We start from the raw sequence: 26,350 nt of genomic DNA on the forward strand, positions 1-26,350 counted from the left end.
TTCCGCTGTTACACGGTTATAATCACCTCAAAAATGAAGACAGCACAGCCTTATGGGTTCAATTCAATCAATAGAACATTCAAATAATTCCTCTAGTATTTCAGCAAATAAAATGGCGGTTCATATTATTTTCGCTATTGCATTAGCGCATGGATTACATGATCTGATCCAGTCTTGCTTACCAGCCATTTATCCCATGCTGAAACTCAATTTTGACTTGAGCTTTACCCAAATCGGGATTATTTCTTTGGTCTATCAAATGACTGCATCTATTCTGCAACCTTGGGTTGGACTCTACACTGATAAGCATCCTAAGCCCTACCTCCTCCCTTTGGGTATGTGCGTTACACTGCTAGGTATCGTTTTGCTGGCATTTGCATGGACTTTTCCAATCTTACTGATTTCAGCAGCACTCATCGGTGTGGGCTCATCTGCCTTTCACCCAGAAGCCTCACGAGTAGCGAGAACAGCATCAGGTGGTCGCTTCGGAACTGCTCAATCCGCTTTTCAAGTGGGTGGTAATAGCGGCTCTGCCGTTGGGCCACTGTTGGCCGCAGCAATCATTGTACCGAACGGCCAAGCCTCAGTTGCTTGGCTCATGATATTTGCCATTTTCGCTATTTATCTGCTTTACAGAATAAGTCGATGGACCATTCAATATGGTGTTCAAGCTGCTTCAGCAGTAAAAGCCAAGCAATCAACACCGTTGAAAGGTTCTAAACTTGTACAGGGAATTGTGATTATCTGTGCGTTAATGTTTGCAAAATTCACGTACATTGCAAGTATTGGAAATTACTATACCTTCTATTTGATCGAAAAGTTTCAGGTCAGTATTCAACAAGCTCAGCTTTATTTATTTGCTTTTTTAGCCGCAGTAGCAATCGGTACTTTTGCTGGTGGCCCTATCGGTGACAAAATAGGTCGTAAAGCTGTCATTTGGATTTCCTTTATTGGCATGGCACCCTTTGCATTACTCATGCCACATGTGAATTTGATGTGGACGTGTATCTTTGCGATTCTTGCTGGATTGATTATGTCTTCCGCATTTTCAGCAATGGTTGTATATGCACAAGAAGCGATGCCAGGTCGTGTCGGCATGGTCTCTGGTTTGATGTTTGGTTTGATGTTTGGGATCAGCGGTATCGCGGCAGCAGCTTTGGGCTATGTAGCAGATCATCAAGGTATTCGTTGGGTATTTCACTTTAGCTCATACTTACCACTACTGGGTGTATTGACCTTCTTTTTACCTAGAACCAATTGATCTGCGTAAGATGATCATCTCTACGATCTCAGGTAGGATTAAAAGCAATTAAGATTTATTTTTAGGCAAAGGTTTATTATGTATACAGGTATCGTGCAAGGGTTAGAAAAAGTATTAGATATACAGCATAAAGAGGGATATCGGACTTTTGTTATTTCTAATGCGCTCAATCTTTTTCATGATGTATTTATCGGCGCCAGTGTTGCGATTAATGGTGTTTGCTTAACCGCTACACAAATTGATTTGATCGCTGGTCAAGTGCATTTTGATGTTTCAAATCTAACACTTGAATTAACCACTTTAGGTCAACTCAACGTCGGTGATGAGGTCAACATTGAACGCTCCGCTAAAGTAGGTGCTGAGAATGGTGGGCATAATTTATATGGTCATATTGAAGGCACTGCAACCGTAAAGCATTTAACCAAAAATGGTGAAACGTTTCATATCGACCTTGAAATTCCAAATGGCAATATCAAATATTTCTTCTTAAAGGGCTTTATCGGTTTAAATGGCTGCAGTTTGACAGTCAATCGAGTTGATCGTGCAAACAATCAAATCTCAATCGATCTTATTCCAGAAACTTTACGCCTAACCACATGGAAATATGTTCAAGTCGGCGATCAAGTCAATTACGAAATTGATCAGATGACACGTACGCTTGTCGATACTTTAGAAAATATTCATCAAAAATAAATAAAAGCCTCTACGATAGAGGCTTTTTTCATAATCAATTGGATCTAAGAGTAGAAACTTGGATCTGGAATTTTTCCAGTTAATGCCCACTCTCCGACTTCCTGATATTTATAATCAATTGGATCATGCAGGGTTTGGGTTCGTACATTACGCCAGAATCGATCTAAATTCAGTTTTGCAGTAGTCGCGCGTGCACCCATCACTTGAAAAATATTTTGTGTCACATAAAGTGAAGTATGAGTCGCTGCGATTTTGGCGGTGGCGATTGCAATTGAGGCTTCACCACGTTGCTCCGCAGTTAATGTTTCCCCTTCATCCCACGCCTTTTGTAATGTATTGATCGCTTTTTCCGCGAGCAAGCGCACACCTTCAAGTTGCACATAAAATTCGGCGAAATGCTTTTGGGTAAATGGATCATTCACCGCTTGTTCAACCAGTGATTTCGACCAAGCTTTTTGTGTTTGAACTGTCTCTTTCGCAACATTGAACGCTCCCTCAGCAACACCTAAAAATAAATGCACGAAAATCAATTGAGCAATTAGCGGTCTCAAACTTGAATAAGGTGTACTTAAAGGACCGGGATTGAGGAGTAATTCATCCTTGCGAATTTTGACCTGTTCAAAATGACTGGTACCACTATCCGTTTGACGTTGCCCCATATTATTCCAATCTCCAAGAAAGCTCACGCCCTCTCGTGCTGTTGGAATCACGCCAATCAGTAACTTTCCATCTTCATTAAATCCTGAACAGAGCAAGATATCTGAATCAATTGATCCAGAACAAAAACTTTTATCACCATGGAAGATAAATTCTTCGTCAGAAACTTGTTTCGCGGTTGTTCTACGATCTAATGGATTTAACGTATTTCCCCAAAATAAGTTGTGTTTGGCGGTTTGTCTAAACCAATCTCCATATTGAGCTGGCTGTGCAAAAAGTTGTACCGTCGCTATAAGCAAATGATGAAAGCCATATACATGCGCAAGCGAACTATCGACTTGAGCAATGGTTTGAATGGTTTTAAAAATCGTGCTCCATGTTGCACCTTGCCCACCAAATTCTTTTGGAATAGATAAAGACAATAAACCACTTTGTCGAATTAGATCTCGCTGAGCCTTTGGATTTCCACCCTGTTTGTCGCGTTCTGCTGCGGTCTTCGCAAACTCAGATGCAAGTATTTGCGCAGTCTCAAGTGGCGTTTCAGGGTTAAAATTTAGGGGAGAATTCATTGTTATATTCCGTATCGCATCTGCTGATAAGCTTAGCAGATCAACATGATTTGACTTATCACAATGCCTGCTTTTCTTATCACTGAACTAAAAATACCGCTAGTTGAACTAACGGTATTTAAAACATGACTTCGTCTGTTTAATCTGGATTACTGCTGTGATTTCACTTCAGCAATTAATTGATCCACGACCTGTGGATCTGCCAAAGTTGAGGTATCCCCCAAACTATCTAGCTCATTAGCAGCAATTTTTCTCAAAATTCGGCGCATAATCTTGCCTGAACGTGTTTTTGGTAATGCTGGCGCCCAATAAATTGCATCTGGTGTAGCCACAGGTCCTAAAACTTTTCTTACCCAACCTACTAGCTCTTTCCTGAGTTCTGCTGACTCTGGCGTATCTGCCTGTAAAGTTACATAGGCTGCAATCCCTTGACCTTTGATGTCATGTGGCATACCCACAACGGCTGCTTCTGCAACATGTTCATGTGCAACCAATGCACTTTCAATCTCTGCAGTCCCCAAGCGGTGTCCCGAAACGTTCAGAACATCATCCACTCGCCCCGTAATCCAGTAATAACCATCTTTATCACGGCGTGCACCATCTCCCGTGAAATAATTCCCTGGATAAGTTGAGAAATATGCCTCGATAAAACGATCTGGATCACCCCAAATGGTACGCATTTGTCCTGGCCAAGAATCTTTGATCACCAAATTACCTTCAGCCTCTCCTTCTAGCTCTTTACCATCAGCATCAACCAAAGCAGGTTGTACACCAAAGAATGGGCGTGTTGCAGAACCAGGTTTAAGTGCAGTTGCGCCCGGTAAAGGCGAAATCATGAAGCCACCTGTTTCAGTTTGCCACCATGTATCTACAATTGGACAACGACTTTCACCAACTACGGTGTAGTACCAGTTCCAAGCTTCAGGATTAATTGGCTCACCGACGGAGCCCAACAAGCGTAAGCTACTACGGTCACTTTCACGGATAAATGCATCACCTTCACGCATCATCGCTCGGATCGCCGTTGGTGCCGTATATAAAATTGTGACGTTGTGCTTATCTACAATATGTCCAGTGCGTGCCCAAGTTGGGTATTGTGGAACACCCTCAAACATCAATGTTGTCGTCCCATTTGAAAGTGGACCATACAACACATAAGAATGACCAGTAATCCAACCGACATCAGCGGTACACCAGAAAATATCATCTTGTTTTAAATCAAATACTTCCCTAAAGGTAAAGTTCGCGTAAGTCAGATAACCGCCTGTAGTATGTAGCACACCTTTAGGTTTACCCGTTGAGCCTGAAGTATATAAAATAAACAGCGGATCCTCTGAATTCATTGGTTCAGGTGGACAGATATCTGTGACTGTCATGATTTCCATGTGATACCACAGGTCACGACCTTCATGCATTGTGATTGGGTTACCAGTACGATGCACCACAATGACATTTTGTACAGAGCTCGTCCCTTCAAGCTCCATCGCTGCATCAACGTTTTCTTTCAGTGGAATTGGCTTACCACCCCGCATGCCCGAGTCTGCTGTAATGATGACTTTTGCTTGGCTATCATCAATACGACTTGCTAAAGAATCTGGTGAAAAACCTCCAAACACCACGCAATGTACCGCACCAATACGTGTACATGCCAACATCGCAATGGCTGCTTCAGGGACCATTGGCATATACAGAACAACACGGTCGCCTTTGGTCACGCCATGCTTCTTGAGAACATTGGCAAAACGACAAACTTCATCGTGTAATTCTTCAAATGAAATAATTTTATGGCGTGATGGATGATCACCTTCCCAAATAATCGCAGGTTTATGTGGGTGTTCTTTTAAATGTCGATCGAGACAGTTTTCACTGACATTTAATTGGCCATCTGCAAACCATTCAACTTTGTAATTCTCTTTATCAAAGTTGGTATTTTTGACTTGTGTAAAAGGCTTAATCCAGTCTAGTTTCTTGGCTGCTTCGGTCCAAAATGCTTCGGGGTTTTCAATAGATGCTTTATACCGCTCGAAATATTGCTCTTCATTGGTTCGTGCAGTTTTTTTAAAAACTTCGGGTACTGGATATATTTCATTCATAATTCGCATCCTTGATTTATGTTTCTCATCTCGAGAGTTGTCTTGATCATACTGATCATTTTTTGTCTTATATCTTGAGTATGACTATACTTTAAAATTTCAAACAATCATGCTTTGGTCGTAGACTGAGCATTCATTTATTTCAAAAGTTATCCGTATCTTCTTGCCAATTGAACAACCTAAAAAATCTAACAATCAATGATCCGAATCATTGCTGATCATCATTCCTAAGCAAGTAAAATCTGTCGTTGTCAAAAAACTCCATTTTTTTATCAATAAATACCATTTCGATTTTTTTGTTGGACAAGGTGCTGAATGTTTATAAAAACATGCAATTTTTTTGTTATTTTCAGTTTATTCAATGAATAAAAATGACGATAAAACCTGCGAACGTGATTTTTATTCACTGTATTTTCAGGCAAAATGTAAACATTCAATACATTTGGAACACTCGTGGCTGAACAACAAAATTCTTTGAGTCAGGTGGCTCAAGGTACGACTCAACTTCTACAAGATGCAAGTGAGAAAACGGCTCAAACCGTCATTGCACATACTGCGAAATACAATGATGCATATACCACCATTGATAAAATCATGGATGGCTTTTGGGAACGAATCCCTTATATCTGTATTGCTTTGATTGTATTTACCTTATTTTGGTTGTTGTCTAAGCTGTTCAAATTATTTGTCAGAAAAGCACTTTCAGAGCGTTCATATACCAAACAAAATTTAGTGCTCGTCCTCAACCGCGTCGGTAGCTCTTTTATTATTTTCTTTGGCTTCTTAATTGCGATGGTTATTGCAATTCCAGGGTTTACACCTGGACAGCTGATGAGTGCACTGGGGATCGGCTCTGTCGCAATTGGTTTTGCATTTAAAGATATTTTTCAAAACCTGCTCTCTGGTATTTTAATTCTACTCGGTGAACCCTTCAAAATTGGCGACGATATTATTGTGAATGGTTTAGAAGGTACCGTTGAAGATATTCAAATTCGTGCGACCTACTTACGTTCACCTGATGGTCGCCGTATCGTCATTCCCAACGCAACGGTCTATACCAATGCAGTGACCGTCAATACGGCATATCCACGTCGTCGTTGTGAATTCGTGGTTGGTATTGGTTATGAAGATAATGTTCAAAAAGCGAAAGATATTATTTTAAGTATTTTAGACCGCGATCAACAGATTCTCAGTCAACCCGGATTTAGCGTGAATGTCTCTGCCTTAGCTGATTTCTCAATCAACCTCACTGTACGTTGGTGGGTGAATACGGGTGAAACTGCGACATCTACATCTATTAGTTTAGTTCAAGAAAAAGTGATTCAAGCTTTTGCTGAACATGAAATCTCGATTCCATATCCAGTTCAAGAGGTTAAAGTCTATCGCGGAGATTCTTCACAAGAAGATGAATCACCACGTGCTAAACAGACGACCTAACACATAAGGAATCACCGTCTCAGTACGAATAATTCGGTTGCCTAAGCTGACAGCTTGGCAGCCGTTTTTTATGAGTAAATCAATCTCATAAGGAATATAACCACCTTCAGGCCCAATCAATATCGTACACGGGTGCTCAATCGCATGAGGCATACTGTGGGTTGCATAAGGATGTGCTACATAAGCTGGTCGTTCAACGGAAATCATTTGAGGAAGAACATCTTCCACAAAAGGTTTAAAGCGTTTATACATTTCGATTTCAGGTGGAAATGTATCACCCGCTTGTTCTAAGCCCAGTTGAACATAGTGATCAATTTGTTGTAAAAATGGTGTTTGCCAATAGCTTTTATCGACCCGATAGCTGTGCAGCAAAATGATTTTTTCTACGCCTAAAGTTACAGCATCTTGAATCAATCGTCTCAATACTTTCGGTCTAGGCATAGCAACGATTAACGTTACAGGTAATTTCTTCGGTACAGGCTCTTCATAAAGTGGCTGAATTAAGATTTTCCTTTCAGAAATTTCTATGACCTCAGCTGTATATCGACCAGCACCTCTAATACCAACCTTTAAAGTATCTCCAATTTTAATATCAAGTTGATGCTTCAGATGCTCAATTTGGCGTGCAGATTGAATCGTCCAGAGGTCATCCTGTGCTGATGCAGGATCAAGCAATACAATATTCATATACTTAAAAACTAAAGGTATTGATTCAGGACATGAATATGTTTTTGCAATGACCCTGTATTCCGTTGCATGATCTTTTGAGCCTGATTTTGTACTGCTAAAATCGTTTCATCCTGAGATAAGCACTGAATAAGATGATTCACCACCTCTTCCGTAGTCTGACCGATTAGAATCCCTTTTTCTTCCACAAATTCATCGACAATGGTTTGAAAGTTAAAGTAGTTCGGTCCAATCACAGTCGGGACATTGAGTGATATTGGCTCTAAGATATTATGCCCACCGCCAGGTTCATTTAATGATCCACCCACAAAACTTGCTTGGCTCAATGCATACCAAATCCACATTTCACCCATACTATCAGCAAGATAAACTTGTGTATCAGCCTCAATGATTTCACCTAAACTACGTCGATGCATTTTTAATTCATGACTTTGAATGGCTTGTGCAACCTCATCAAAACGTTCTGGATGACGCGGTACAATAATCAACAAGACGGCAGGATGATCATTTAAATAATCTTTAAACTTAGATAACAGATTTTTCTCTTCAGGATGATGTGTGCTTGCAATCGTAATAATTTGGCGTGCTTGCAAATCCCAATCTTGATGAATTTGTTGCGCTTTCAATAGCATTTCTTCGGGCGCATGAATATCAAACTTAATACTACCCACTGTTTGACTATGCGCTGTAGCAGCACCTAAAGCCCTAAATCGATTCAGTGAAGCTTCATCTTGAGCCAAAAGTTGAGTCAGACCGCTGAGCATAGGCTGAGTAATACTTGGTACTTTGGCGTATCCTTTTGCTGACTTTTTAGATAAACGTGCGTTCACCAAAAAAGTGGGTATTTTACTAATTTTCGCCTGATCAATTAAATTGGGCCATAGTTCTGTTTCAACCAAAACCAACATTTTAGGTTGATATTTTTTAAAAAAAGCACTGACTAATTTTTTTTGATCTGCAGGTAAATATACTGCTTGAAAAAGATCTACATATGGTGCTTTTGCAAATAAGGATTTAGCTCGTGCCTGACCTGTTTTGGTGGTATTCGAAACCAACACAGCATACCCAAGCTTTAAATAATGTTCTATCAGAGGTTGTGCAGCATTGGTTTCTCCAACTGAAACCACATGAAACCATATCGCATTAAGATTTTTTGGAGATTGAAACGGACCGAAGCGCTCTAAGCACTCTTGATGAAATTGCTCAATATTGTCTGCTCGCTTTTTTATACGCCATTTATAAATTGGCTTTAATAAAGCCAATGCTGCGTTATACCAAAGTGGAGTTGTCAAAACGTAAGACCTCGAGCTTTCTTAAAAAAATAGGGCATGACCACGAAGTTGAGATCATACCCTGCGAATTTTTTCGGTTCAAATACTTATCTTAAATTTCAATTTCCTTGTAAAAAAGGATAATCGATATAGCCTTCAGCCACATTCGTCCCGATCATATTTTCTAACTTTAATTCATTCAAAGGAGCATTGTGTACCAAACGCTCATATAAATCAGGATTGGCGATATAATCTTTACCAAAAGACACTGCATCAGCTTGACCTGAAGTGAGAAGTTGTAAAGCATCCTCTCGACTTAAACGCATATTGGCAATAAAAGGAATACCTTGTCCACGCGCTTTTAATTCTTGACTAATACTGTCTTCTGCCAAATATTCACGTGTAAAGAAAAATGCAATGTGTCTTTGACCGAGTTGTTCTAACACATAACCGAAAGTTTCACGTGGATCATCATCACCCATATCGTGTTCATCACCACGAGGAGCTAAATGTACACCTACTCGACCAGCACCCCAAACTTCAATTAGCTCATCCACGACTTCTAACAAGAAACGCGCACGATTTTCCACCGAGCCGCCATATTCATCTTCACGCTGATTGGTTTTCGATTGCAAGAATTGATCAATTAAATAACCATTCGCCGCATGCAATTCCACACCATCAAATCCTGCCTCTTTAGCACGAATTGCTGCTTGTTTATATTGCGCTGTAATCGCGTGAATTTCAGAAATTTCTAATGGACGTGGCAAGACATAAGGACGTTTCGGACGCAACAAACTGACATGTCCGGCTTGTTGAACAGCACTCGCCGAAACGGGTATATCACCCTTCAGTAAATCTGGATGTGACACACGTCCAACATGCCAAAGCTGAGCGACAATTAAGCCATCTTTGTCATGAACAGCTTGGGTTACTTTCTTCCACCCTTCCACTTGAGCATCAGTGAATAATCCTGGCGTATTTAAATAGCCATTCGCCTCCTCAGAAATTACGGTCGCTTCTGAGATAATTAATCCACTACTTGCACGTTGCGCATAATACTCAGCCATCATTTCTGTTGGTACACGATCATCTGTCGCACGACTACGCGTTAAAGGTGCCATAACCACGCGATTTTTGAGCTTTAATTCACCAAAGACTACTGGGCTACTAAAATCAGTCATTCATTTATCCTCTTCACTCATTATCGTTAGAGTGATTGTTGAAGGTGTTCTGCAAAACTTTTTATCAGTGCTTCATTACGAGAAAAATAAGACCATTGACCATGCTTAGTAACATGAACCAAACCTGCTTGTTGTAAAACAGATAAATGATTAGACATGGTTGACTGAGATACATCTGCAATTTTTTCAATCTGTCCTGCACATACGCCACGACTAAAATCTTGCACGCACTCATCTTGTGGAATAAAGCGCTCTGGATCTTTTAAACATTGTAAAATTTGGCGGCGTATCGGGTTCGATAAGGCTTTAAAAATTGCTTCAGTATCCATCTCATTTCACTCAAGTTAATGATCTGCACTGTGCTGAACTCATTATATCGATTTTTATAGATATTAATATCGAATTATTACGATATTTAACAAATCGAGTTTATGAATGACTGTGCCGAATAATTCTGATTCTAACATTGAACTGATTTAATCTAGCAAGCTTCGTGCTAGAACAAAAAAAAGCAGGGCTTTTGCCCTGCTTTTTTTTAAAAATGATTAAAGCCCTTGTTTCAAACTAGCTTCAATAAATTTATCAAGATCACCATCTAACACGGCACCCGTGTTTGAGTTTTCAACGCCAGTACGTAAGTCCTTAATACGTGAATCATCCAACACATAAGATCGAATTTGGCTCCCCCACCCAATATCCGATTTAGAATCTTCTAGTGCTTGAGCTGCTTCATTACGCTTATTCATTTCCAATTCGTACAATTTAGCACGAAGCTGTTTCCAAGCATGATCACGGTTAGCATGTTGTGAACGCTGGTTCTGACAAGCCACCACAATTCCAGTTGGTGCATGGGTTAAACGCACTGCAGAATCTGTTTTGTTAATGTGCTGACCACCTGCACCTGAAGCGCGGTATGTATCCGTACGGACATCTGCTGGATTGATCTCAATTTCAATGTTGTCATCAATTTCTGGAGACACAAAAACCGCTGAGAATGAAGTGTGACGACGGTTGCCTGAGTCAAAAGGTGATTTACGGACTAAGCGATGTACACCTGATTCAGTACGTAACCAACCATAAGCATATTCGCCTTCTACACGAATAGTTGCCGATTTAATCCCAGCTACATCACCGTCAGATTCTTCCATTAACTCAGCTTTAAAGCCATGACGCTCAATCCAACGTAAGTACATACGTAATAGCATAGATGCCCAATCTTGAGCTTCAGTACCACCTGACCCCGCTTGAATTTCGACATAGCAAGGATTTGGATCCATTGGATTACTAAACATACGTCTGAATTCAAGTTTAGCCAGTTCAGCCTCAGCTGAATCAAGTTCTGCTTGAACATCTGCAAGCATTTCTTCTTCATCCGCTTCTACAGCAAGATCAAGCATCGCTTGTGCATCATCAAGTTGTGTTGCTAAACCATCTAAAACATTTAAAACGTTTTCGAGTTCACCTTTTTCTTTTGCCATCGCTTGAGCACGATTTTGATCATTCCAAATTGCTGGATCTTCAAGTTCGCGGAGAACCTCCTCTAAACGCTCTTTCTTTAGATCGTAGTCAAAGATACCCCCGTAGTGTTTGACCACGTTCGTTCAAGTCTTTCAGCTGGAGAAGATAAGGATTAATTTCCACGGTGTAGATCCTAAATATGTCTATATCAAAATTGGCAATATTTTAACACAGCCAAGTAAAACTTGAGAGTTTGCTTTTTTATTCAATATTCTCTTGACCATTGTTTAGTTATTATTAACAATACATTTAATTATTAAAAAATACTTACTTTATTTTTACAACAATAAGCAGAGACTTATGAAAATGAACAAAACCTATTTGGCTTTGGCCATCCTCCCTTTGACAACTTCAGCTATGGCCTACCAAGCTCAAATTGATGCTGAATATACCTATTTTGACCATGATAGTCTCAAGGTTGATTATCACGGTGTATTTGAAACAGAAGGTACTTATTACTTCAAAGCAGTTGATACTGAAAATAAACCACTTAATGAGGCTGCATTTCTTGGCCACCATAATCGCGTTTCAGCGAAATATAGTTTTCAGCATATTAAAGACGATAAAGTGTATATAAATGAAACAGTTGCACAAAGCAAACAAGAGCTGCACGGCTATTCAATAGGGGGAGAATATTATATTGATCAACTGTACTTCACAGGTGAGGTCGGTCGTCAACATTATAAAGTGGAGTCACGCTCAAGCTCACTAAACGGTTCATCTCATGCTAAGCAGCGTTTCGATCTAACCACCTATAGAGCTCTCGTTGGTTATACTCCTATTCAAAATTTACTGATAGCAGTAGGTATTAATGCTTATAAAGGTGAAGGCTTTGATGAAAATGCTTTTGCTTTAAAAGCCAAATATGTCACCCCATTAGGCCAAAATGGTCAATATCTCAATTTAGAATTGGATGGTAGTTTTGGACATGATATTGATTCGATTACATTTGGTGGGGATTATTATTTAACTCAACGCTTAAGCCTAGGTAGTGCTTATACACGAGATACGAATAGCACTAGTAAAATTCATAAAGACGAATACCAATTACGTGGCAAATACTTTATCAATAATAACCTCTCTCTTGGGAGTATTTTAAGATTCAGTGATGATGAAGATAAGTTTAATATAAACGGAACATATCGATTCTAATTCCATTCAACATGGGGAAGTAGCAGTTCCAAAACTGCTACTTTCGTTCAAATTGCATACAATTCATATTCAAAAGCAACATAAAATGACTAAAACACCTTATCTTTCACATGAATTAACATGTTTTTTTATTTTTTAAAATCAATAACTTAAATTTTTATTTTTACATAAAAATTACACAAGATACATTACTGTTACTTTTGCTTGATTGATCCTTCATGATTTTCCCCTACACTGAACTTGTAACAAAAAATGTATTAACAACTAACTCTATTGAGGGGAAGTATCCATGAAAAAATTAGCAATCGCGTCTGCACTTCTTTCTGCTTTAGCTGTAACTGGAACTGCAAATGCATATCAAGCTGAAGTAGGTGCTTCTGCAGGTCTTATCGATCCTGATAATGGTAGTACAAGTGGTTCATTTGGTGTTGATGGTACTTATTATTTCCAACCAGTTCAAACACGCAATGCTCCACTAGCTGAAGCTGCATTCCTTGATCGTGCAAGTAATGTAAATGCGAAATACCAATACAGCGAAGTTGGTGATGATGAAAGACATCAATACGGCGTAGGTGTTGAATACTTCGTACCTAATTCTGATTTTTATGTAAGCGGTAATGTTGGTCGTGATGATCGTAAATTTGATATTGGACCTGATTTTGATGAGACAGTTTATGGTGCTGAAGTAGGTTATTTGCCTGCACCTGGCTTATTAATTGCAGCAGGTCTTAAGGGTTACGATAACGACTATGATGATGGTGTTGACCCAACATTACGTGCTAAATATGTAACTACATTGTCTAACGGTAAAGATATCAACTTAGAAGCTGGCGCTGCATTCGGTGACCTTGATGAATATAATCTAGCTGCTGATTACTTCATCGATAAAACTTTAAGTGTTGGTGTGGATTACTATAGTAAAGATACTGGTCCTGCAGATACAAACGAGTTTGGTGTAAGCGCACGTAAATTCTTCACACCTCAAGTCAGCTTAGAAGGTCGTGTAGGTTTCGGTGAACTTGCAAATAATGATTACAACAAGTTCGGTTTAGCTGCTAAATATCGCTTCTAATATCTTAATTAAAATTTAGTGTTTCTTAAAAGCCCATCTTAATGATGGGCTTTTTTTGTGCAAAATCCCGATGGAATGTCATTTTTTGTGCATTGACTCATCCCCTTTTGTTCTTACAATAGAAATCAGCTGTCACAAAACAGTCATATTTCTATAACAAAGAGAGTCAATATATGTTTAAAAAAATTACACTTGCGACTGCACTTATTGCAAGCTTAGGAACTGCACATGCGTATCAAGCTGAAGTTGGGGCTACAGCCAAATTGATCGATCCTGATAATGGTAGCAATTCTGCAGGTTTTGCGCTTGATGGCACATATTATTTTAATCCTGTTCAAATCAAGAACTCTCCATTGAACGAAGCTGCATTTTTAAATCGTTCGAGCAACGTGAATGCAAAAGTATCTTATGACGACTTTGATGTGGTCGAATACTGGAATTATGGTGTTGGAATTGAATACTTTGTTCCAAATACTGATTTCTATCTAAATGCCAATCTTTCTCAGGAAACTCAAAAAATACCTAACACCCCTGATAATGATGTCACAAACTATAAAATTGAAGCTGGTTATTTCTTAGCACCATCTTTATTGGTCGCAGCTGGTTTACGTGGTTGGGATGATGACAACGATGATGGTATTGACCCTACTATTCGAGCAAAATATGTCACTCAAATTGGCACAAATGATGTGAATTTAGAGGCTGGAGCTGCATTTGGTGATCTAGACGAGTTCTCGTTAAGAGGCGATTATTATATTGATAAAACACTCAGCGTGGGTGTTGACTATTTCAATCAAGATTTCAATGGCGGATCTTTTGATGAGTTTGGTGTAAATGCTAAAAAATTCTTCAATCAGCAAGTAAGTGTCGAAGGTCGAATTGGTTTCGCAGATGACGGTAATACCTTTGCTGTACGTGGTGCATACCGCTTCTAATCTTTGAGTGCTAAAAACCGCTCTAATGAGCGGTTTTTTATTGATGCATATGTACAATGCGCATTTGTAAACTGGTATTGCCATTAAAGGTATTTTTATCCAGCTCATAGACCAAGCGAATTTCATTGAGCATCGGATCAAACTGATATTTATCTGCTGCGTTAAAGGCGATTGCCTCTACCACTTGACCATTTTCTAAAGCTACACGCAGTTTCAAGTGCACATCCTTAAGCCAGCGATAATCCAAAATTTTAAATACTCCCTCGAATACAGGCGCAGGAAACATTTGCCCCCAAGGACTTAAATTTTGTAATACGTCCACCGTTTCAATTTGGAAAGCTGAAGCTGGCAACTCCCCATCCGTCCATAAGGTTGCAGTAAACAGACTTTCATCTTGACTGGCAATCAACTGCTCAAATACCTGCTTAAATTCAGCAAAATGTTCTTTTTTAATGGTTAGACCTGCAGCTGCAGCATGCCCACCAAAGTGACTGACAATATGTGGATATTGCTCAGCCACACGCTCAATCGCATCCCGAATATGAATTCCCTCAATTGAACGCGCTGAACCTTTGATATGAATGCCATCTTCATCACGGGCAAAAACGATACTCGGACGATGGAACTGCTCTTTTAAGCGTCCTGCCACAATTCCAATCACACCTTGATGCCAATGTGGCTCAAACATAATTAACGCTGCAGGTATTGCATCCTTATCTAGCTGAATTTGATCTAATGCAGTCAATGCTTCTTGTTTAATTTTACCTTCTACCTGACGACGTTCCACATTGAGTTGATTCAGCTGTTCCGCTAAAGGATATGCTGTAGCCAAGTCGGATGCCAAGAGACATTCGATGCCAATATCCATGGTTTCCATACGCCCTGCCGCATTAATTCGCGGTCCAATCACAAAACCTAAGTCTTGCGCTTTCAGTCCTGCAGGATCACGTTTGGCAATATCTAATAAGGCTGAAATCCCAGGGCGACATAATCCTTGTTGAATCCGCTTTAGACCACTGTCGATTAAGATTCGGTTGTTATAGTCCAAACTGGCAACATCGGCATAGGTCCCAAGCGCAACCAAATCCAAATAGCTGATCATTTGTGCAAAAGACTTGCCCATTTTTTTACGATGACTGGATAGGTTCGCCAACACATAAAAGGCAACTCCTACTCCTGCCAAAGCTTTACTTGGAAACTCACAACCGAGTTGATTCGGATTCACCACTGCCTCAGCCATAGGCGTTGGCTTGGTTGTGAGATGGTGATCGGTAATAATTACTTGCATCCCATGATCTTGAGCTTGCTTAACTCCATCATGACTTGAAATGCCATTGTCGACCGTAATCAACAAATCAGGCGTAAAGTTGGCAAACGCAAGATCTGCAATAGCAGGTGTCAAACCATAGCCATACTTAAAGCGATCAGGGACTAAATAATCAACATCTGCCCCCATGTCACGTAGTGCAAGCATCATCAGTGCTGTACTGGTCGCACCGTCAGCATCATAGTCACCGACAATCACAATTTTTTTGTGTTGATCAATGGCTTGGTCGATCAACTGAATTGCAGCATCTAACCCCTTCATAGTTGGCGCTAATAAGTATTTTAATTTCAGTTCTAGTTCTTGTTCAGATTCAACGCCTCTACGTGCCAAAATTTCGGCAATAAATGAAGGCACGCCCTGAAAATTTTCAGGGCGTGTTAAAAATGGACGTTGCTTGATTTCAAATTTTGGCATTTATGGCATCAATCGTTGTAATTTCCACGCACCGTCGATTTTTTCATAACACAAACGGTCATGCAAACGGTTTGGGCGACCTTGCCAGAACTCATAATAATCTGGCTCTATACGGTAACCACCCCAGAAGCCAGGCTTATCTAAAGTTTGTTGATCTGCCACACGCTCATGCAAATCATTAAAGCGTTGCTGTAGCTCGTCACGGCTCGCAATCACACCACTTTGTGGGGTACTAATATGCGCTGCAATTTGACTATCACGCGGACGCTTATGGTAATAATCAGCGGATTCTTGTTCCGAAATTTTTACCACTCGACCTGAAATGCGAATTTGGCGTTCTTGTTCTGCCCAATAAAACAGAATTTGCGCATAAGGATTGGCTACTAAGTCAAGTCCTTTTTGGCTGTCATAATTGGTATAGAACGCATAACCATTTTCATCCGCACCTCGAAGTAATACGGTACGTACGTGCGGTCGACCATCGGCATTTGCCGTAGCCAATGACATGGCATACGGTTCGTGAAGCTGAGCTTCTAACGCATCGTTAAACCACAATAGAAACTGTTCATGTGGATCAGCATTCACTTGATCCTCATGTAATTCGCCTTTTTGATAATTTAGGCGCAGTTCACTGAGATCTTTAATCAAATCACTCATGAGTCAATCCCCGATTAAGCTGCTGCATTAGCACGTACAGCATCTGCCAAAGCATGTGCCAGTGCAGTCACTTCTTGAAGATTGTCACCTTCAACCATCACACGAATTACAGGTTCAGTCCCTGACTTACGAATCAGTAATCGACCACGACCTTTAAGTTGCGCTTCGGCTTTGGCAAATTCTGCAGCCAATGCAGGTACTGAGTATGGATCAAACATTGCATCTAAACGGACATTTACAAGCACGTTTGGCAGTAATTTAAAGTCAGCAACCAACTCATGCAATGCTTTCTTCTGTTCAACCATGACAGTTAAGACTTGTAGGGCTGCAATAATCGCATCACCTGTGGTGCTCTTGTCTAGAGTTAAAATGTGACCTGAAGGTTCACCACCAATAACCCAACCGTTTTCCTCTAAACCTTGCAGTACATAACGGTCACCAACTTTGGCACGTAGCAGTGGAACTTCTGCTTTTTCAAGTGCTAATTCAAGTGCCATATTGCTCATGAGCGTACCGACAATACCGGCTGGTTTATTGGCACTTTGTGTCGCCAAGATATATAGAATATGATCGCCATCAATCAGCTTTCCATTCTGATCCACTAGAATGACACGATCTGCATCGCCATCAAATGCAATACCCAAATCTGCTTGATGCTCAACAACAGCAGCTTGCAAACTCTCAGGATGAGTTGAGCCACAGCCTTGGTTAATATTCAAACCATTCGGTTCATTATGAATCGCAATCACTTTGGCACCGAGCTCACGGAATACCGCAGGACCCACGTTATATGCTGCTCCATTGGCACAGTCGACAACAATCTTTAAATTGTTTAAATCATAATGGTATGGGAACGTTGATTTACAAAATTCAATATAACGACCTGGAGCATCATCAACACGCACACTTTTTCCTAGACTCGCAATATCATCAATGACAATATCTTTCTCGAGTTCAGCATTAATCTCATCTTGAAACTCGTCTGGTAATTTTTTTCCTTCTGAAGAAAAAAACTTAATGCCATTATCATGATAAGGGTTATGTGAAGCTGAGATGACAATCCCTAAACTGGCATGCAAAGCACGAGTTAAATGAGCAATGGCAGGCGTAGGTAATGGACCCAATAAATGCACATAAACACCAGCTGCGTTTAAACCCGATTGTAAAGCCGCTTCTAAAATATAACCTGATAAACGAGGATCTTTGCCCATCACCACAATCGGTTTATTTCTTTTTGTTCTACGCTTAAGTACTTTACCCGCAGCAAACCCTAATTTGAGTGCAAACTCAGGTGTGATTGGAAATACACCGAATTTCCCACGAATACCATCAGTACCAAAATAACTCATTCATTCTCTCACTTCTTAGCGGGTGATTAACATCATCCTTTTTCAATGCGCACCACTTTACACCAAAATAAAAAAACCGTCATTTACATGACGGTTTTTTTTAAAAATTGTTTTATAACAGGCAATTAACCAACACGGTAATTCGGTGCTTCTTTAGTAATGGTCACATCGTGAACGTGTGATTCAGACATACCCGCAGACGTGATTTTCACGAATTTCGCATTTTGACGAAGATCTTCAATCACTGCAGAGCCTGTATAACCCATAGATGAACGTAAACCACCCATCATTTGATGCACGATGTTGCCCATTGGCCCTTTGTAAGGTACGCGGCCTTCAATACCTTCTGGAACCAACTTCTCAGCACCTGCTTTAGAGTCTTGGAAATAACGATCCGCAGAACCTGTTGCACCCGCCATTGCACCCAATGAACCCATTCCTCGGTAAGCTTTGTAATAACGACCTTGGAAGAATTCAACTTCGCCTGGTGCTTCTTCAGTACCAGCAAGTAAAGAACCCACCATAATCGTACTTGCACCTGCACCGATCGCTTTTGCCATATCACCTGAGAAGCGGATACCACCGTCTGCGATCAATGGAATTTGATCTTTCAGTGCGTTAGCAACAGAATCGATCGCCGAAATTTGTGGCATACCAATACCTGCAACAATACGAGTCGTACAGATTGAACCAGGACCGATACCTACTTTCACAGCATCTGCGCCTGCATCAAGTAAAGCCAATGCAGCATCGCCAGTCGCAATGTTACCGCCAATGACTTGAACTTGTGGGTAATTGGCTTTAACCCAACGTACGCGCTCGATAACACCAGCAGAGTGACCATGTGCAGTATCGACTACAATCACGTCAACACCCGCATCAACCAATGCTTCAACACGGCTTGGAGTTTCTACACCTGTACCAACTGCAGCACCCACACGTAAACGACCTAAGTCATCTTTACAGCTATTTGGATAAAGCTCAGCTTTATTAAAATCTGTTACAGTGATTAAACCTTTTAGTTCGTTGTTTTCGCCAACAACAATCACTTTCTCAATGCGATTTTTTTGAAGAAGTGCCTGAATGTTTTCTTTCGATTCACCTTCGCGAACAGTGACCAAACGATCTTGACCAGTCATGATGTTGCTTACTGGCTGTTCAAGATTAGTTTCAAAGCGTGTATCACGACCTGTCACAATACCAACTACTTTGCCATCTTTCACCACTGGCACACCGCTGATATTGTTCGCTTGCGTAATTGCGATTAACTCACGCACAGTCGTTTCAGGGGTTACTGTAATTGGATCTTTCACCATGCCTGCTTCGAATTTTTTAACACGGCGTACTTCAGCAGCTTGCGCTGCAATATCCATATTTTTATGAAGGATACCAATACCGCCATTTTGTGCCATTGCAATTGCCATACGGGATTCAGTCACCGTATCCATTGCTGCAGACACAAGAGGGATATTCAAATTAATGCCGCGAGTTAAACGTGTCTTTAGAGAGACATCTTTTGGGAGAACAGTAGAGTAGGCAGGGAGTAATAGGACATCATCAAAAGTTAACGCGTCTTGAACGATGGTCAACATAACAGTCTCACTGGTAATTTCCGTGCGCCATTATATACAAATTTTAAGGTAAATTTCATTTCTTATTATCGACAATTTTATGAAATTTACCCATCACCCCTATTTTTATACAATTTACTATCCGAGAAAATCATAATAAGAGCATATAAAACAGAAACATATTTTAAATCATTCAAATTAACTGACCTGATCGTAATCGTCATCATTCGACGATGGAACAATTTCAATATCAATTAATGGGATCAGATGATGGGCTTGTCGAGCTTTGGCACATTGCGCATCTCCGGCTTGGACCTCTCTACACGATGAACTGCGAACCGTATAAATCGAGCAAGAGACCTGCTTCCCTATTTCTCCTTCTAGAGCAACGCATCGCGGGTTAGTTTGATTCGTCCCCACCATACAAGCATATACAGGGTTAATATCCTCAACCATCTCGGTAGGGATGTTCATCGCTTCCGCACCATAAAATGAAACACGGAAATAGGCACAACAAGCACCACAACTTAAACACGCATCCTGTGCAGAAATCTGAGAGAGCATTTTTAAATCTCTTAAAAATAATTTTTTAGTGACGAAATCCTAAAAAAATTTAATTTCAAAAACAAGATTTATTTTTATTATATTTATTTACTAATCAATAACTTCCATTAAAAAATGCACCATTATGAATCACTTTCATGGTGCATTATTTCAATACTATTTATAAATAAACTAAATCTTTTGAAGATTCAGATCTTTATGCGTATACAACCATTTATAAACAATAGTGTTGCACTAAAGTGCCCACACCAATGACAAGGAAAATTATTGCGCCAATTTTGTGAATCAAGGAAATAGGTAATCGATTCGCCAATTTATCACCAATAAATACTGCCGGCGCATTAGCGATCATCATACCTAATGTCGTTCCAGCCATCACCCACCAGATACTGTCAAAACGTGCAGCAAGTGCCACTGTCGCAATCTGCGTTTTGTCGCCAATTTCAGCCAAGAAAAATAAAATAAATGTCGCTCCAAAAACGCCAAATTTTTGCCATTTTTGAATACTACCTGACTCATCCTCTAATTCATCAGGGACCAACATCCAAGCAGCCATAGCAATAAATCCTATTGCTAGAATCCACATGAGGATCTCGGGACTTAAAATTGTTGTAACCCATTGTCCTAGAGCAGCTGAAACCCCATGATTGACAATTGTCGCTAACAAAATAGCAATTAAGATTGGAACGGGTTTACGAAAACGTGCAGCAAGAAGTAAAGCCAACAATTGGGTTTTATCACCCATTTCAGCTAATGCGACGATACCTGTAGACAGAAGGAATTCATACATGATGTCTTTCTCTGGCTAGCATAACAAATACCAATGACCCACCACCCCTGCTAGCCAAAAATCTGCAGAATGGTAAATCAAAGGTCTTGCCAACAAAAGAAAGAAAGCTCGAAAGGAGCTCATTTGGTTCTTTGCTATGATGACCATGCTCGTTTTAGAGCAAATATGTTGACCATCACCTGTTCTGTTGCAGAACAGCGGCTACTCCCCAATGAAGTTTCTCCATTATAAGCCTGGCTTTTTGTTTTTACAAACAAAAACCCCACCGAAGTGAGGTTTTGATTCTGCATCCAAAATGCTTTTAAAAATAATTAGATAAGCAATGTACGAATATCTTTAAGCAGCTTCGTCAATTTATTGGTAAATCGAGCAGCATCAGCACCATTAATGACACGATGGTCATAAGACAATGACAATGGAAGCATTAAACGTGGATCAAAACCTTGTCCATTCCACACAGGTTGCATCGTTGCAGGTGAAATACCCAAGATTGCCACTTGCGGCCAGTTGACAAGCGGAGTGAATGCAGTACCACCAATTGCGCCTAGGCTTGAAATCGTGAAGTTGGCACCTTGCAGATCTTTCGGTGACAATTTCTTATCACGTGCTTTTTGACCCAACTCACCGAGTTCAACTGCGATTTGCTTAATTGATTTTTGATCTGGATTACGTAGCACAGGCACTGTTAAACCATCTGGTGTAGCAACAGCAATGCCCATATGGATTTCTTTACGCAGTAATACGGTTTTGCCATCATCAGACAAGTGACCTGCAAACTCACGCTCTTCTTTTAGCAAATGCGCTACAGCCTTGATGATGAAAGCCATAATGGTCAGGCTAATGCCTTCTTTCTTAAAGTTGCCTTTAAGCTCATTACGCCATGCTTCAAGCTCCGTAATATCTGCCGCATCAAATTGGGTCACTTGCGGGATATAATTGTTCAATGACAACTGTGGAATAGACACTTGCTGTAAACGTGTTAACGCTTTTTCTTCTACACCACCAAAGGCATCAAAACTTGGTAATTTAGGCAATCCTGCTGGTGCAGCAACTGTCGGTGCAGCAGTTACAGGTGCTGGTGCAGTTAAACGTGTTTTCACATACGCAAAGATGTCTTCTTTCATTAAGCGTGCATGTGGACCAGAAGCTTTCACTTCTGCCAACACAACACCAAGCTCACGCGCCAACTTACGTACCGCAGGACCAGCATATACTTTAGCATTTGCTGCATTTTGCTCTTTGGTCAGCTTATCTGCTGAAGGAGCAGCTGTTTGTACAGGAGCAGCAGCTTGCGCAGGGACTGCTTTTGGTGCTTCCGCTTTTGTACTCACTGGTGCTGCTACAGGGGCTTCTGTAACTGGGGTTACTCGACCTTCAGCTTCAATCGTAACTAAAGCCACGCCTTCAGACACGTTTTGACCCAATTCAATATGAATTGCGGTAATCACACCTGTGGTAGTACTTGGTACTTCAACGGTCGCTTTGTCCGATTCAACCACAATGATGCTTTGGTCTTTTTCAACCTTATCACCAACAGCCACTAAAATTTCAGCTACAGCAGCTTTGTCTACACCTAAGTCAGGGACAGCAATCTCAACTTTACCTGCTGGCGCTGAAGCAACTGTCGCTTTTGTTGATTCTGCAGGTGGTGCTTCTGCAGCTGGAGCAGAAGACGATGCAGTTTCTGCAGCAGCTTGCGCCGCGGTTGATACTGAAGCTGCTGTTTTCACTTTCAGAATCACAACACCTTCTTTCACTGTATCACCAACTGAAATTTCAATCGATTCAACTGTACCCGCAACAGCACTTGGAACTTCGACTGTTGCTTTGTCTGACTCAACGACTATGATACTTTGATCGGCATCAATTTCGTCGCCAACAGCAACCAAGATCTCACCCACAGTGGCTTTTTCAACACCAATGTCTGGTACTTGAACATCAACAGTTTCAGATGCCGTTGCTGCTTTTGGTGCTTCCACTTGAGATTGGGCTACAGGTTCTGCTTGAGCTTGTGCTTTCGATTCTTCAACTTGTGCTGTAGGTGCTTCAGATGACGTTTGCCCCTCCGCTTCAAGCTCTACCAAAACCGCACCTTCAGCAACTTCGTCACCAAGGCTCACCAAAATACTTTTCACCACACCTGCTGAAGTGCTTGGCACTTCAACAGATGCTTTGTCAGACTCCAACAAAACAATGCTGTCATCGACACTAATCGTATCACCCACTTTGACCAAAATTTCAGCCACTGTAGCTTTATCTACACCAATATCAGGAGTCGTAATTTGCATGCTTAGTTCTCCTCTTTGTAGTCAGCTACAGCGTGAAGTTCAGGCGTTGTTTGAGGTGCCCAAGCGACTGGACGGTCAGTATCTAATTCAAAGCTAGAAATCGCATCTTTAACTAGACGCGCATCTACTTCACCCTCGTCAGCAAGTTTCTTCAGTGTCGCAACAACAATATGTGCAGCATCTACACCAAAGTAGCTACGAAGTTTTGCACGTGTATCTGAGCGACCATAACCGTCTGTACCTAATGCTACAAATGGACGGTTATCTGGAAGGTAAGCGCGAATTTGCTCACTGTAAGCACGCATATGATCTGTTGCAGAAACGACGATACCTTTCGTACCACGCAACTGCTTCGACACCCATGCTTCTTTTACATCTTCAGTAAGTGGATGTAAACGATTATATTCTTCGCACGCCATACCATCACGCGCAAGCTCATTAAAGCTTGTTACGCTGTAGACATTCGAATGAATTTGATATTCATCACGTAAGATTTGAGCCGCTTTAATCACTTCACGCAGAATTACACCTGAACCTAAAAGCTGAACTGTGGCTTTTTCATCTTCCTCAAGTAAATACATACCACGTTTAATGCCTTCTTCAGCACCTTGTGGCATCGCTGGATGCTCATAGTTCTCATTCATTACAGTTAAGTAATAGAACACACGCTCCTGATCCACATACATGCGTTTTAGACCGTCATGTACAATCACCGCAAGTTCATATCCGAAACATGGATCATAAGAAATACAATTTGGAATCGTATTCGCAAGAATATGTGAGTGACCATCTTGATGCTGTAGACCTTCACCATTCAGCGTAGTACGACCAGCAGTTGCCCCCAATAAGAAACCTTGCGCCTGTGCATCACCTGCCGCCCATGCAATATCACCAATACGTTGGAAACCAAACATTGAGTAATACATGTACATCGGGATCATAGGAAGGTTATTGGTTGAATAACTTGTTCCTAAAGCAGCCCAAGCACTCATCGCACCTGCTTCATTGATCCCCTCTTGAAGCATATGACCATCTTTCGCTTCACGGTAATGCATCAACTGCTCTTGATCTTCAGGGGTATATTTTTGACCGTGCGCGGCATAAATGCCCAATTGACGGAACATCCCTTCTAAACCGAAAGTACGCGCCTCATCTGGAACAATTGGTACCACACGGTCTTTAATTGCTTTTTCTTTCAGTAGTGCAGAGATTAAACGTACCATCACCATGGTCGTTGATTGTTGCTTACCATTAGAACCAGCTAACACTGCATCAAATACAGACAACTCAGGAATCGCTAAAGATTCGCTCTCTTTACGACGTGCTGGTAAGTAACCACCTAATGCCTCACGGCGAGCCTTCATATACTTAATTTCAGGCGAGTTTTCACTTGGGCGATAAAATGGAACTTCTTCAAGTTGCTCATCGGTAAATGGCAAGTTGAAACGGTTACGTACATATTTAAGCGATTCAAGTTGCATTTTCTTGATTTGATGCGTTTTATTGACCGCTTCAATTTCTTCAGATAAGCCGTAACCTTTAACAGTTTTCGCGAGAATAACCGTTGGCTGACCTGTAGATTTCATGGCTTCTGCATAAGCAGCATATACTTTGTAAGGATCGTGACCGCCACGATTTAAATTATCGATATCTTCATCACTTAAGTGTTTAACTAACTCTTCAGCTTCAGGATATTTACCAAAGAAGTGCGCACGTGTATAAGCACCACCTTTCACTTGATAACGCTGATAATCACCATCTACAGCTTCTTCCATAATGGCTTTAAGCGCACCAGATTCATCTTTAGCAAGTAGTGGATCCCAATGACGACCCCATACTACTTTAATCACGCGCCAACCTGCACCACGGAATAAAGACTCAAGTTCTTGGATGATCTTACCATTACCACGAACTGGACCATCTAAACGTTGCAAGTTACAGTTTACAACCCAAACCAAGTTGTCTAACTTTTCACGACCTGCCAACGAGATTGCACCAGTACTTTCTGGCTCATCCATCTCACCATCGCCAAGATAAGCCCAAACCTTACGATCTTCTTCTTTAATCAAACCGCGGTTCATCAAGTACTTTTGAATATGTGCTTGATAAATGGACATGATTGGACCCAGACCCATCGATACCGTTGGGAACTGCCAATAGTCTGGCATTAAGTATGGATGTGGGTACGAAGGCAAACCAATACCATCAACTTCACGACGGAAATTGTTTAGATGCTCTTCAGTTAAACGACCTTCCAAGAATGAACGCGCATAAATCCCTGGTGCACAGTGACCTTGATAATAAATCATGTCACCGCCGAAGTTATCACTGTTCGCACGGAAGAAATGGTTAAAGCCAACATCATATAAAGTTGCAGAAGATGCAAAGCTGGCTAAGTGACCACCAAGATCGTCGCCTGTTTTATTGGCGCGAAGCACCATTGCTAAAGCATTCCAACGAATCAAAGCACGAATTCGGCGCTCCATATCTGGATCGCCAGGCATTGCAGGTTGCTCTTCTACTGAAATCGTATTTAAGTAAGGAGTATTTAGACGCTGAATGGGAACATGTTTCGCAATCGCACGTTGATACAGTTTTTCAAGAAGAAAGGCTGCTCTTTCCGTCCCCATATGCTGTAAAACAGAGTCAAAAGCGTCCTGCCACTCTTGGGTTTCTTGTGCGTCGGTATCACCGTAATACGCCATATTACACCTATATTCATGCCTATTTGTATGCCCTATATTTAACATATTTTCGCGATACGCAGTTATGGCTATAAATGAATACGACATTAGACTAATATTTCGATAATAAATAGTACTTGACCATTTATTACACAAATTAACACTAAAACGCCAATA

At 40.8% G+C, this 26,350-nt stretch carries 21 protein-coding genes and 1 riboswitch; of the genes, 6 read left to right on the forward strand and 15 right to left on the reverse strand.

Annotated elements, in window-relative coordinates; genetic code table 11:
* The first annotated feature begins 112 nt into the window (after positions 1–112).
* Both AC1M9E_RS13490 and AC1M9E_RS13495 read left to right on the forward strand, forming a co-directional pair.
* The gene (locus tag AC1M9E_RS13490; protein WP_306669939.1) at positions 113–1,261 is read left to right on the forward strand and encodes an MFS transporter; all 1,149 of its coding nucleotides are present in this window, start codon (positions 113–115) and stop codon (positions 1,259–1,261) included.
* A 78-nt stretch (positions 1,262–1,339) separates the two neighbouring features.
* Complete coding sequence (locus tag AC1M9E_RS13495; protein ID WP_092766502.1) at positions 1,340–1,954, forward strand: riboflavin synthase subunit alpha; 615 nt, start codon at positions 1,340–1,342, stop codon at positions 1,952–1,954.
* 44 nt (positions 1,955–1,998) lie between these two features.
* On the opposite strand, the gene AC1M9E_RS13500 is transcribed toward AC1M9E_RS13495, so the two are convergent.
* Together AC1M9E_RS13500 and acs are read right to left on the reverse strand one after the other, a co-directional pair.
* Positions 1,999–3,180 carry an acyl-CoA dehydrogenase family protein gene (locus AC1M9E_RS13500; protein WP_481607216.1) on the reverse strand — a complete coding sequence of 394 codons (1,182 nt, stop codon included), beginning with the start codon at positions 3,178–3,180 and terminating at the stop codon, positions 1,999–2,001.
* A gap of 149 nt (positions 3,181–3,329) precedes the next feature.
* Complete coding sequence (acs, locus tag AC1M9E_RS13505) at positions 3,330–5,273, reverse strand: acetate--CoA ligase (RefSeq protein ID WP_035265794.1); 1,944 nt, start codon at positions 5,271–5,273, stop codon at positions 3,330–3,332.
* Between the two features lie 453 nt (positions 5,274–5,726).
* On the opposite strand from acs, the gene AC1M9E_RS13510 reads away from it, so the two are divergent.
* Entirely contained in the window at positions 5,727–6,710 is a 984-nt protein-coding gene (locus AC1M9E_RS13510; protein WP_180028484.1) for a mechanosensitive ion channel family protein, read from the forward strand.
* Here AC1M9E_RS13510 and AC1M9E_RS13515 read toward each other — a convergent pair.
* The 5 genes from AC1M9E_RS13515 to prfB all read right to left on the reverse strand — a co-directional run bounded on the left by AC1M9E_RS13515 (position 6,684) and on the right by prfB (position 11,493).
* On the reverse strand, positions 6,684–7,397 hold the full coding sequence (locus AC1M9E_RS13515; protein ID WP_481586864.1) for a 16S rRNA (uracil(1498)-N(3))-methyltransferase: 714 nt from the start codon (positions 7,395–7,397) through the stop codon (positions 6,684–6,686). The two genes, AC1M9E_RS13510 and AC1M9E_RS13515, sit on opposite strands and share 27 nt — an antisense overlap.
* Positions 7,398–7,408: 11 nt before the next feature.
* The gene (locus AC1M9E_RS13520; RefSeq protein WP_481607215.1) at positions 7,409–8,689 is read right to left on the reverse strand and encodes a 3-deoxy-D-manno-octulosonic acid transferase; all 1,281 of its coding nucleotides are present in this window, start codon (positions 8,687–8,689) and stop codon (positions 7,409–7,411) included.
* Between the two features lie 98 nt (positions 8,690–8,787).
* A complete protein-coding gene (locus AC1M9E_RS13525; RefSeq protein WP_481588808.1) occupies positions 8,788–9,852 on the reverse strand; it encodes an alkene reductase in 1,065 nt (354 codons plus the stop codon).
* A gap of 26 nt (positions 9,853–9,878) precedes the next feature.
* Positions 9,879–10,181 carry an ArsR/SmtB family transcription factor gene (locus AC1M9E_RS13530; RefSeq protein WP_035265803.1) on the reverse strand — a complete coding sequence of 101 codons (303 nt, stop codon included), beginning with the start codon at positions 10,179–10,181 and terminating at the stop codon, positions 9,879–9,881.
* A 216-nt stretch (positions 10,182–10,397) separates the two neighbouring features.
* Positions 10,398–11,493 (reverse strand): peptide chain release factor 2 gene (prfB, locus tag AC1M9E_RS13535; RefSeq protein ID WP_481591851.1). Its coding sequence is split into 2 segments (ribosomal slippage): positions 10,398–11,420 and positions 11,422–11,493, totalling 1,095 coding nucleotides; the frame shifts between segments, so codons are not numbered across the junction.
* A gap of 177 nt (positions 11,494–11,670) precedes the next feature.
* On the opposite strand from prfB, the gene AC1M9E_RS13540 reads away from it, so the two are divergent.
* From AC1M9E_RS13540 to AC1M9E_RS13550, 3 genes are all read left to right on the forward strand, one after another.
* Positions 11,671–12,522 (forward strand): putative porin, encoded by an 852-nt coding sequence (locus AC1M9E_RS13540; RefSeq protein WP_481595748.1) that lies wholly within the window; start codon positions 11,671–11,673, stop codon positions 12,520–12,522.
* Positions 12,523–12,811: 289 nt separating this feature from the next.
* Positions 12,812–13,594: a putative porin gene (locus AC1M9E_RS13545; protein WP_035265806.1), complete on the forward strand. Its 783-nt coding sequence runs from the start codon at positions 12,812–12,814 to the stop codon at positions 13,592–13,594.
* Positions 13,595–13,767: 173 nt separating this feature from the next.
* Complete coding sequence (locus tag AC1M9E_RS13550; RefSeq protein ID WP_481595747.1) at positions 13,768–14,529, forward strand: putative porin; 762 nt, start codon at positions 13,768–13,770, stop codon at positions 14,527–14,529.
* A gap of 37 nt (positions 14,530–14,566) precedes the next feature.
* Here AC1M9E_RS13550 and recJ read toward each other — a convergent pair whose 3' ends face one another.
* From recJ to aceE, 8 genes are all read right to left on the reverse strand, one after another.
* Positions 14,567–16,270, reverse strand: coding sequence for a single-stranded-DNA-specific exonuclease RecJ (recJ, locus tag AC1M9E_RS13555; RefSeq protein WP_481595746.1), 1,704 nt, complete (start codon positions 16,268–16,270; stop codon positions 14,567–14,569).
* A complete protein-coding gene (pdxH, locus tag AC1M9E_RS13560; RefSeq protein WP_481607213.1) occupies positions 16,271–16,927 on the reverse strand; it encodes a pyridoxamine 5'-phosphate oxidase in 657 nt (218 codons plus the stop codon).
* Between the two features lie 14 nt (positions 16,928–16,941).
* Positions 16,942–18,276, reverse strand: a complete 1,335-nt coding sequence (gene glmM / locus AC1M9E_RS13565; RefSeq protein WP_035265813.1) for a phosphoglucosamine mutase — start codon at positions 18,274–18,276, stop codon at positions 16,942–16,944.
* A gap of 125 nt (positions 18,277–18,401) precedes the next feature.
* Entirely contained in the window at positions 18,402–19,868 is a 1,467-nt protein-coding gene (guaB, locus tag AC1M9E_RS13570) for an IMP dehydrogenase (RefSeq protein ID WP_035265814.1), read from the reverse strand.
* A gap of 177 nt (positions 19,869–20,045) precedes the next feature.
* Positions 20,046–20,411 carry a YkgJ family cysteine cluster protein gene (locus tag AC1M9E_RS13575; protein WP_179999146.1) on the reverse strand — a complete coding sequence of 122 codons (366 nt, stop codon included), beginning with the start codon at positions 20,409–20,411 and terminating at the stop codon, positions 20,046–20,048.
* A gap of 214 nt (positions 20,412–20,625) precedes the next feature.
* Complete coding sequence (locus AC1M9E_RS13580; RefSeq protein ID WP_035265818.1) at positions 20,626–21,201, reverse strand: TMEM165/GDT1 family protein; 576 nt, start codon at positions 21,199–21,201, stop codon at positions 20,626–20,628.
* A 75-nt stretch (positions 21,202–21,276) separates the two neighbouring features.
* Positions 21,277–21,423: riboswitch (yybP-ykoY riboswitch) on the reverse strand.
* A gap of 89 nt (positions 21,424–21,512) precedes the next feature.
* Positions 21,513–23,489: a 2-oxo acid dehydrogenase subunit E2 gene (locus AC1M9E_RS13585; RefSeq protein ID WP_488224859.1), complete on the reverse strand. Its 1,977-nt coding sequence runs from the start codon at positions 23,487–23,489 to the stop codon at positions 21,513–21,515.
* Positions 23,490–23,491: 2 nt separating this feature from the next.
* The gene (gene aceE / locus AC1M9E_RS13590; protein WP_092766512.1) at positions 23,492–26,194 is read right to left on the reverse strand and encodes a pyruvate dehydrogenase (acetyl-transferring), homodimeric type; all 2,703 of its coding nucleotides are present in this window, start codon (positions 26,192–26,194) and stop codon (positions 23,492–23,494) included.
* Between the last annotated feature and the right edge of the window lie 156 nt (positions 26,195–26,350).

It is taken from the genome of Acinetobacter sp. 24-47-47 (assembly GCF_057737035.1).

What these genes read in the sequence shown, in the direction of transcription:
- glmM (WP_035265813.1), bottom strand. Translation starts at nt 18,276, where the DNA reads ATGAGTTATTTTGGTACTGATGGTATTCGTGGGAAATTCGGTGTATTT.
- AC1M9E_RS13585 (WP_488224859.1), bottom strand. Translation starts at nt 23,489, where the DNA reads ATGCAAATTACGACTCCTGATATTGGTGTAGATAAAGCTACAGTGGCT.
- acs (WP_035265794.1), bottom strand. Translation starts at nt 5,273, where the DNA reads ATGAATGAAATATATCCAGTACCCGAAGTTTTTAAAAAAACTGCACGA.
- AC1M9E_RS13575 (WP_179999146.1), bottom strand. Translation starts at nt 20,411, where the DNA reads ATGCTCTCTCAGATTTCTGCACAGGATGCGTGTTTAAGTTGTGGTGCT.
- guaB (WP_035265814.1), bottom strand. Translation starts at nt 19,868, where the DNA reads ATGTTGACCATCGTTCAAGACGCGTTAACTTTTGATGATGTCCTATTA.
- AC1M9E_RS13545 (WP_035265806.1), top strand. Translation starts at nt 12,812, where the DNA reads ATGAAAAAATTAGCAATCGCGTCTGCACTTCTTTCTGCTTTAGCTGTA.
- AC1M9E_RS13530 (WP_035265803.1), bottom strand. Translation starts at nt 10,181, where the DNA reads ATGGATACTGAAGCAATTTTTAAAGCCTTATCGAACCCGATACGCCGC.
- pdxH (WP_481607213.1), bottom strand. Translation starts at nt 16,927, where the DNA reads ATGAGTGATTTGATTAAAGATCTCAGTGAACTGCGCCTAAATTATCAA.
- AC1M9E_RS13525 (WP_481588808.1), bottom strand. Translation starts at nt 9,852, where the DNA reads ATGACTGATTTTAGTAGCCCAGTAGTCTTTGGTGAATTAAAGCTCAAA.
- AC1M9E_RS13540 (WP_481595748.1), top strand. Translation starts at nt 11,671, where the DNA reads ATGAAAATGAACAAAACCTATTTGGCTTTGGCCATCCTCCCTTTGACA.
- aceE (WP_092766512.1), bottom strand. Translation starts at nt 26,194, where the DNA reads ATGGCGTATTACGGTGATACCGACGCACAAGAAACCCAAGAGTGGCAG.
- AC1M9E_RS13490 (WP_306669939.1), top strand. Translation starts at nt 113, where the DNA reads ATGGCGGTTCATATTATTTTCGCTATTGCATTAGCGCATGGATTACAT.
- AC1M9E_RS13515 (WP_481586864.1), bottom strand. Translation starts at nt 7,397, where the DNA reads ATGAATATTGTATTGCTTGATCCTGCATCAGCACAGGATGACCTCTGG.
- AC1M9E_RS13550 (WP_481595747.1), top strand. Translation starts at nt 13,768, where the DNA reads ATGTTTAAAAAAATTACACTTGCGACTGCACTTATTGCAAGCTTAGGA.
- recJ (WP_481595746.1), bottom strand. Translation starts at nt 16,270, where the DNA reads ATGCCAAAATTTGAAATCAAGCAACGTCCATTTTTAACACGCCCTGAA.
- AC1M9E_RS13500 (WP_481607216.1), bottom strand. Translation starts at nt 3,180, where the DNA reads ATGAATTCTCCCCTAAATTTTAACCCTGAAACGCCACTTGAGACTGCG.
- AC1M9E_RS13495 (WP_092766502.1), top strand. Translation starts at nt 1,340, where the DNA reads ATGTATACAGGTATCGTGCAAGGGTTAGAAAAAGTATTAGATATACAG.
- AC1M9E_RS13580 (WP_035265818.1), bottom strand. Translation starts at nt 21,201, where the DNA reads ATGTATGAATTCCTTCTGTCTACAGGTATCGTCGCATTAGCTGAAATG.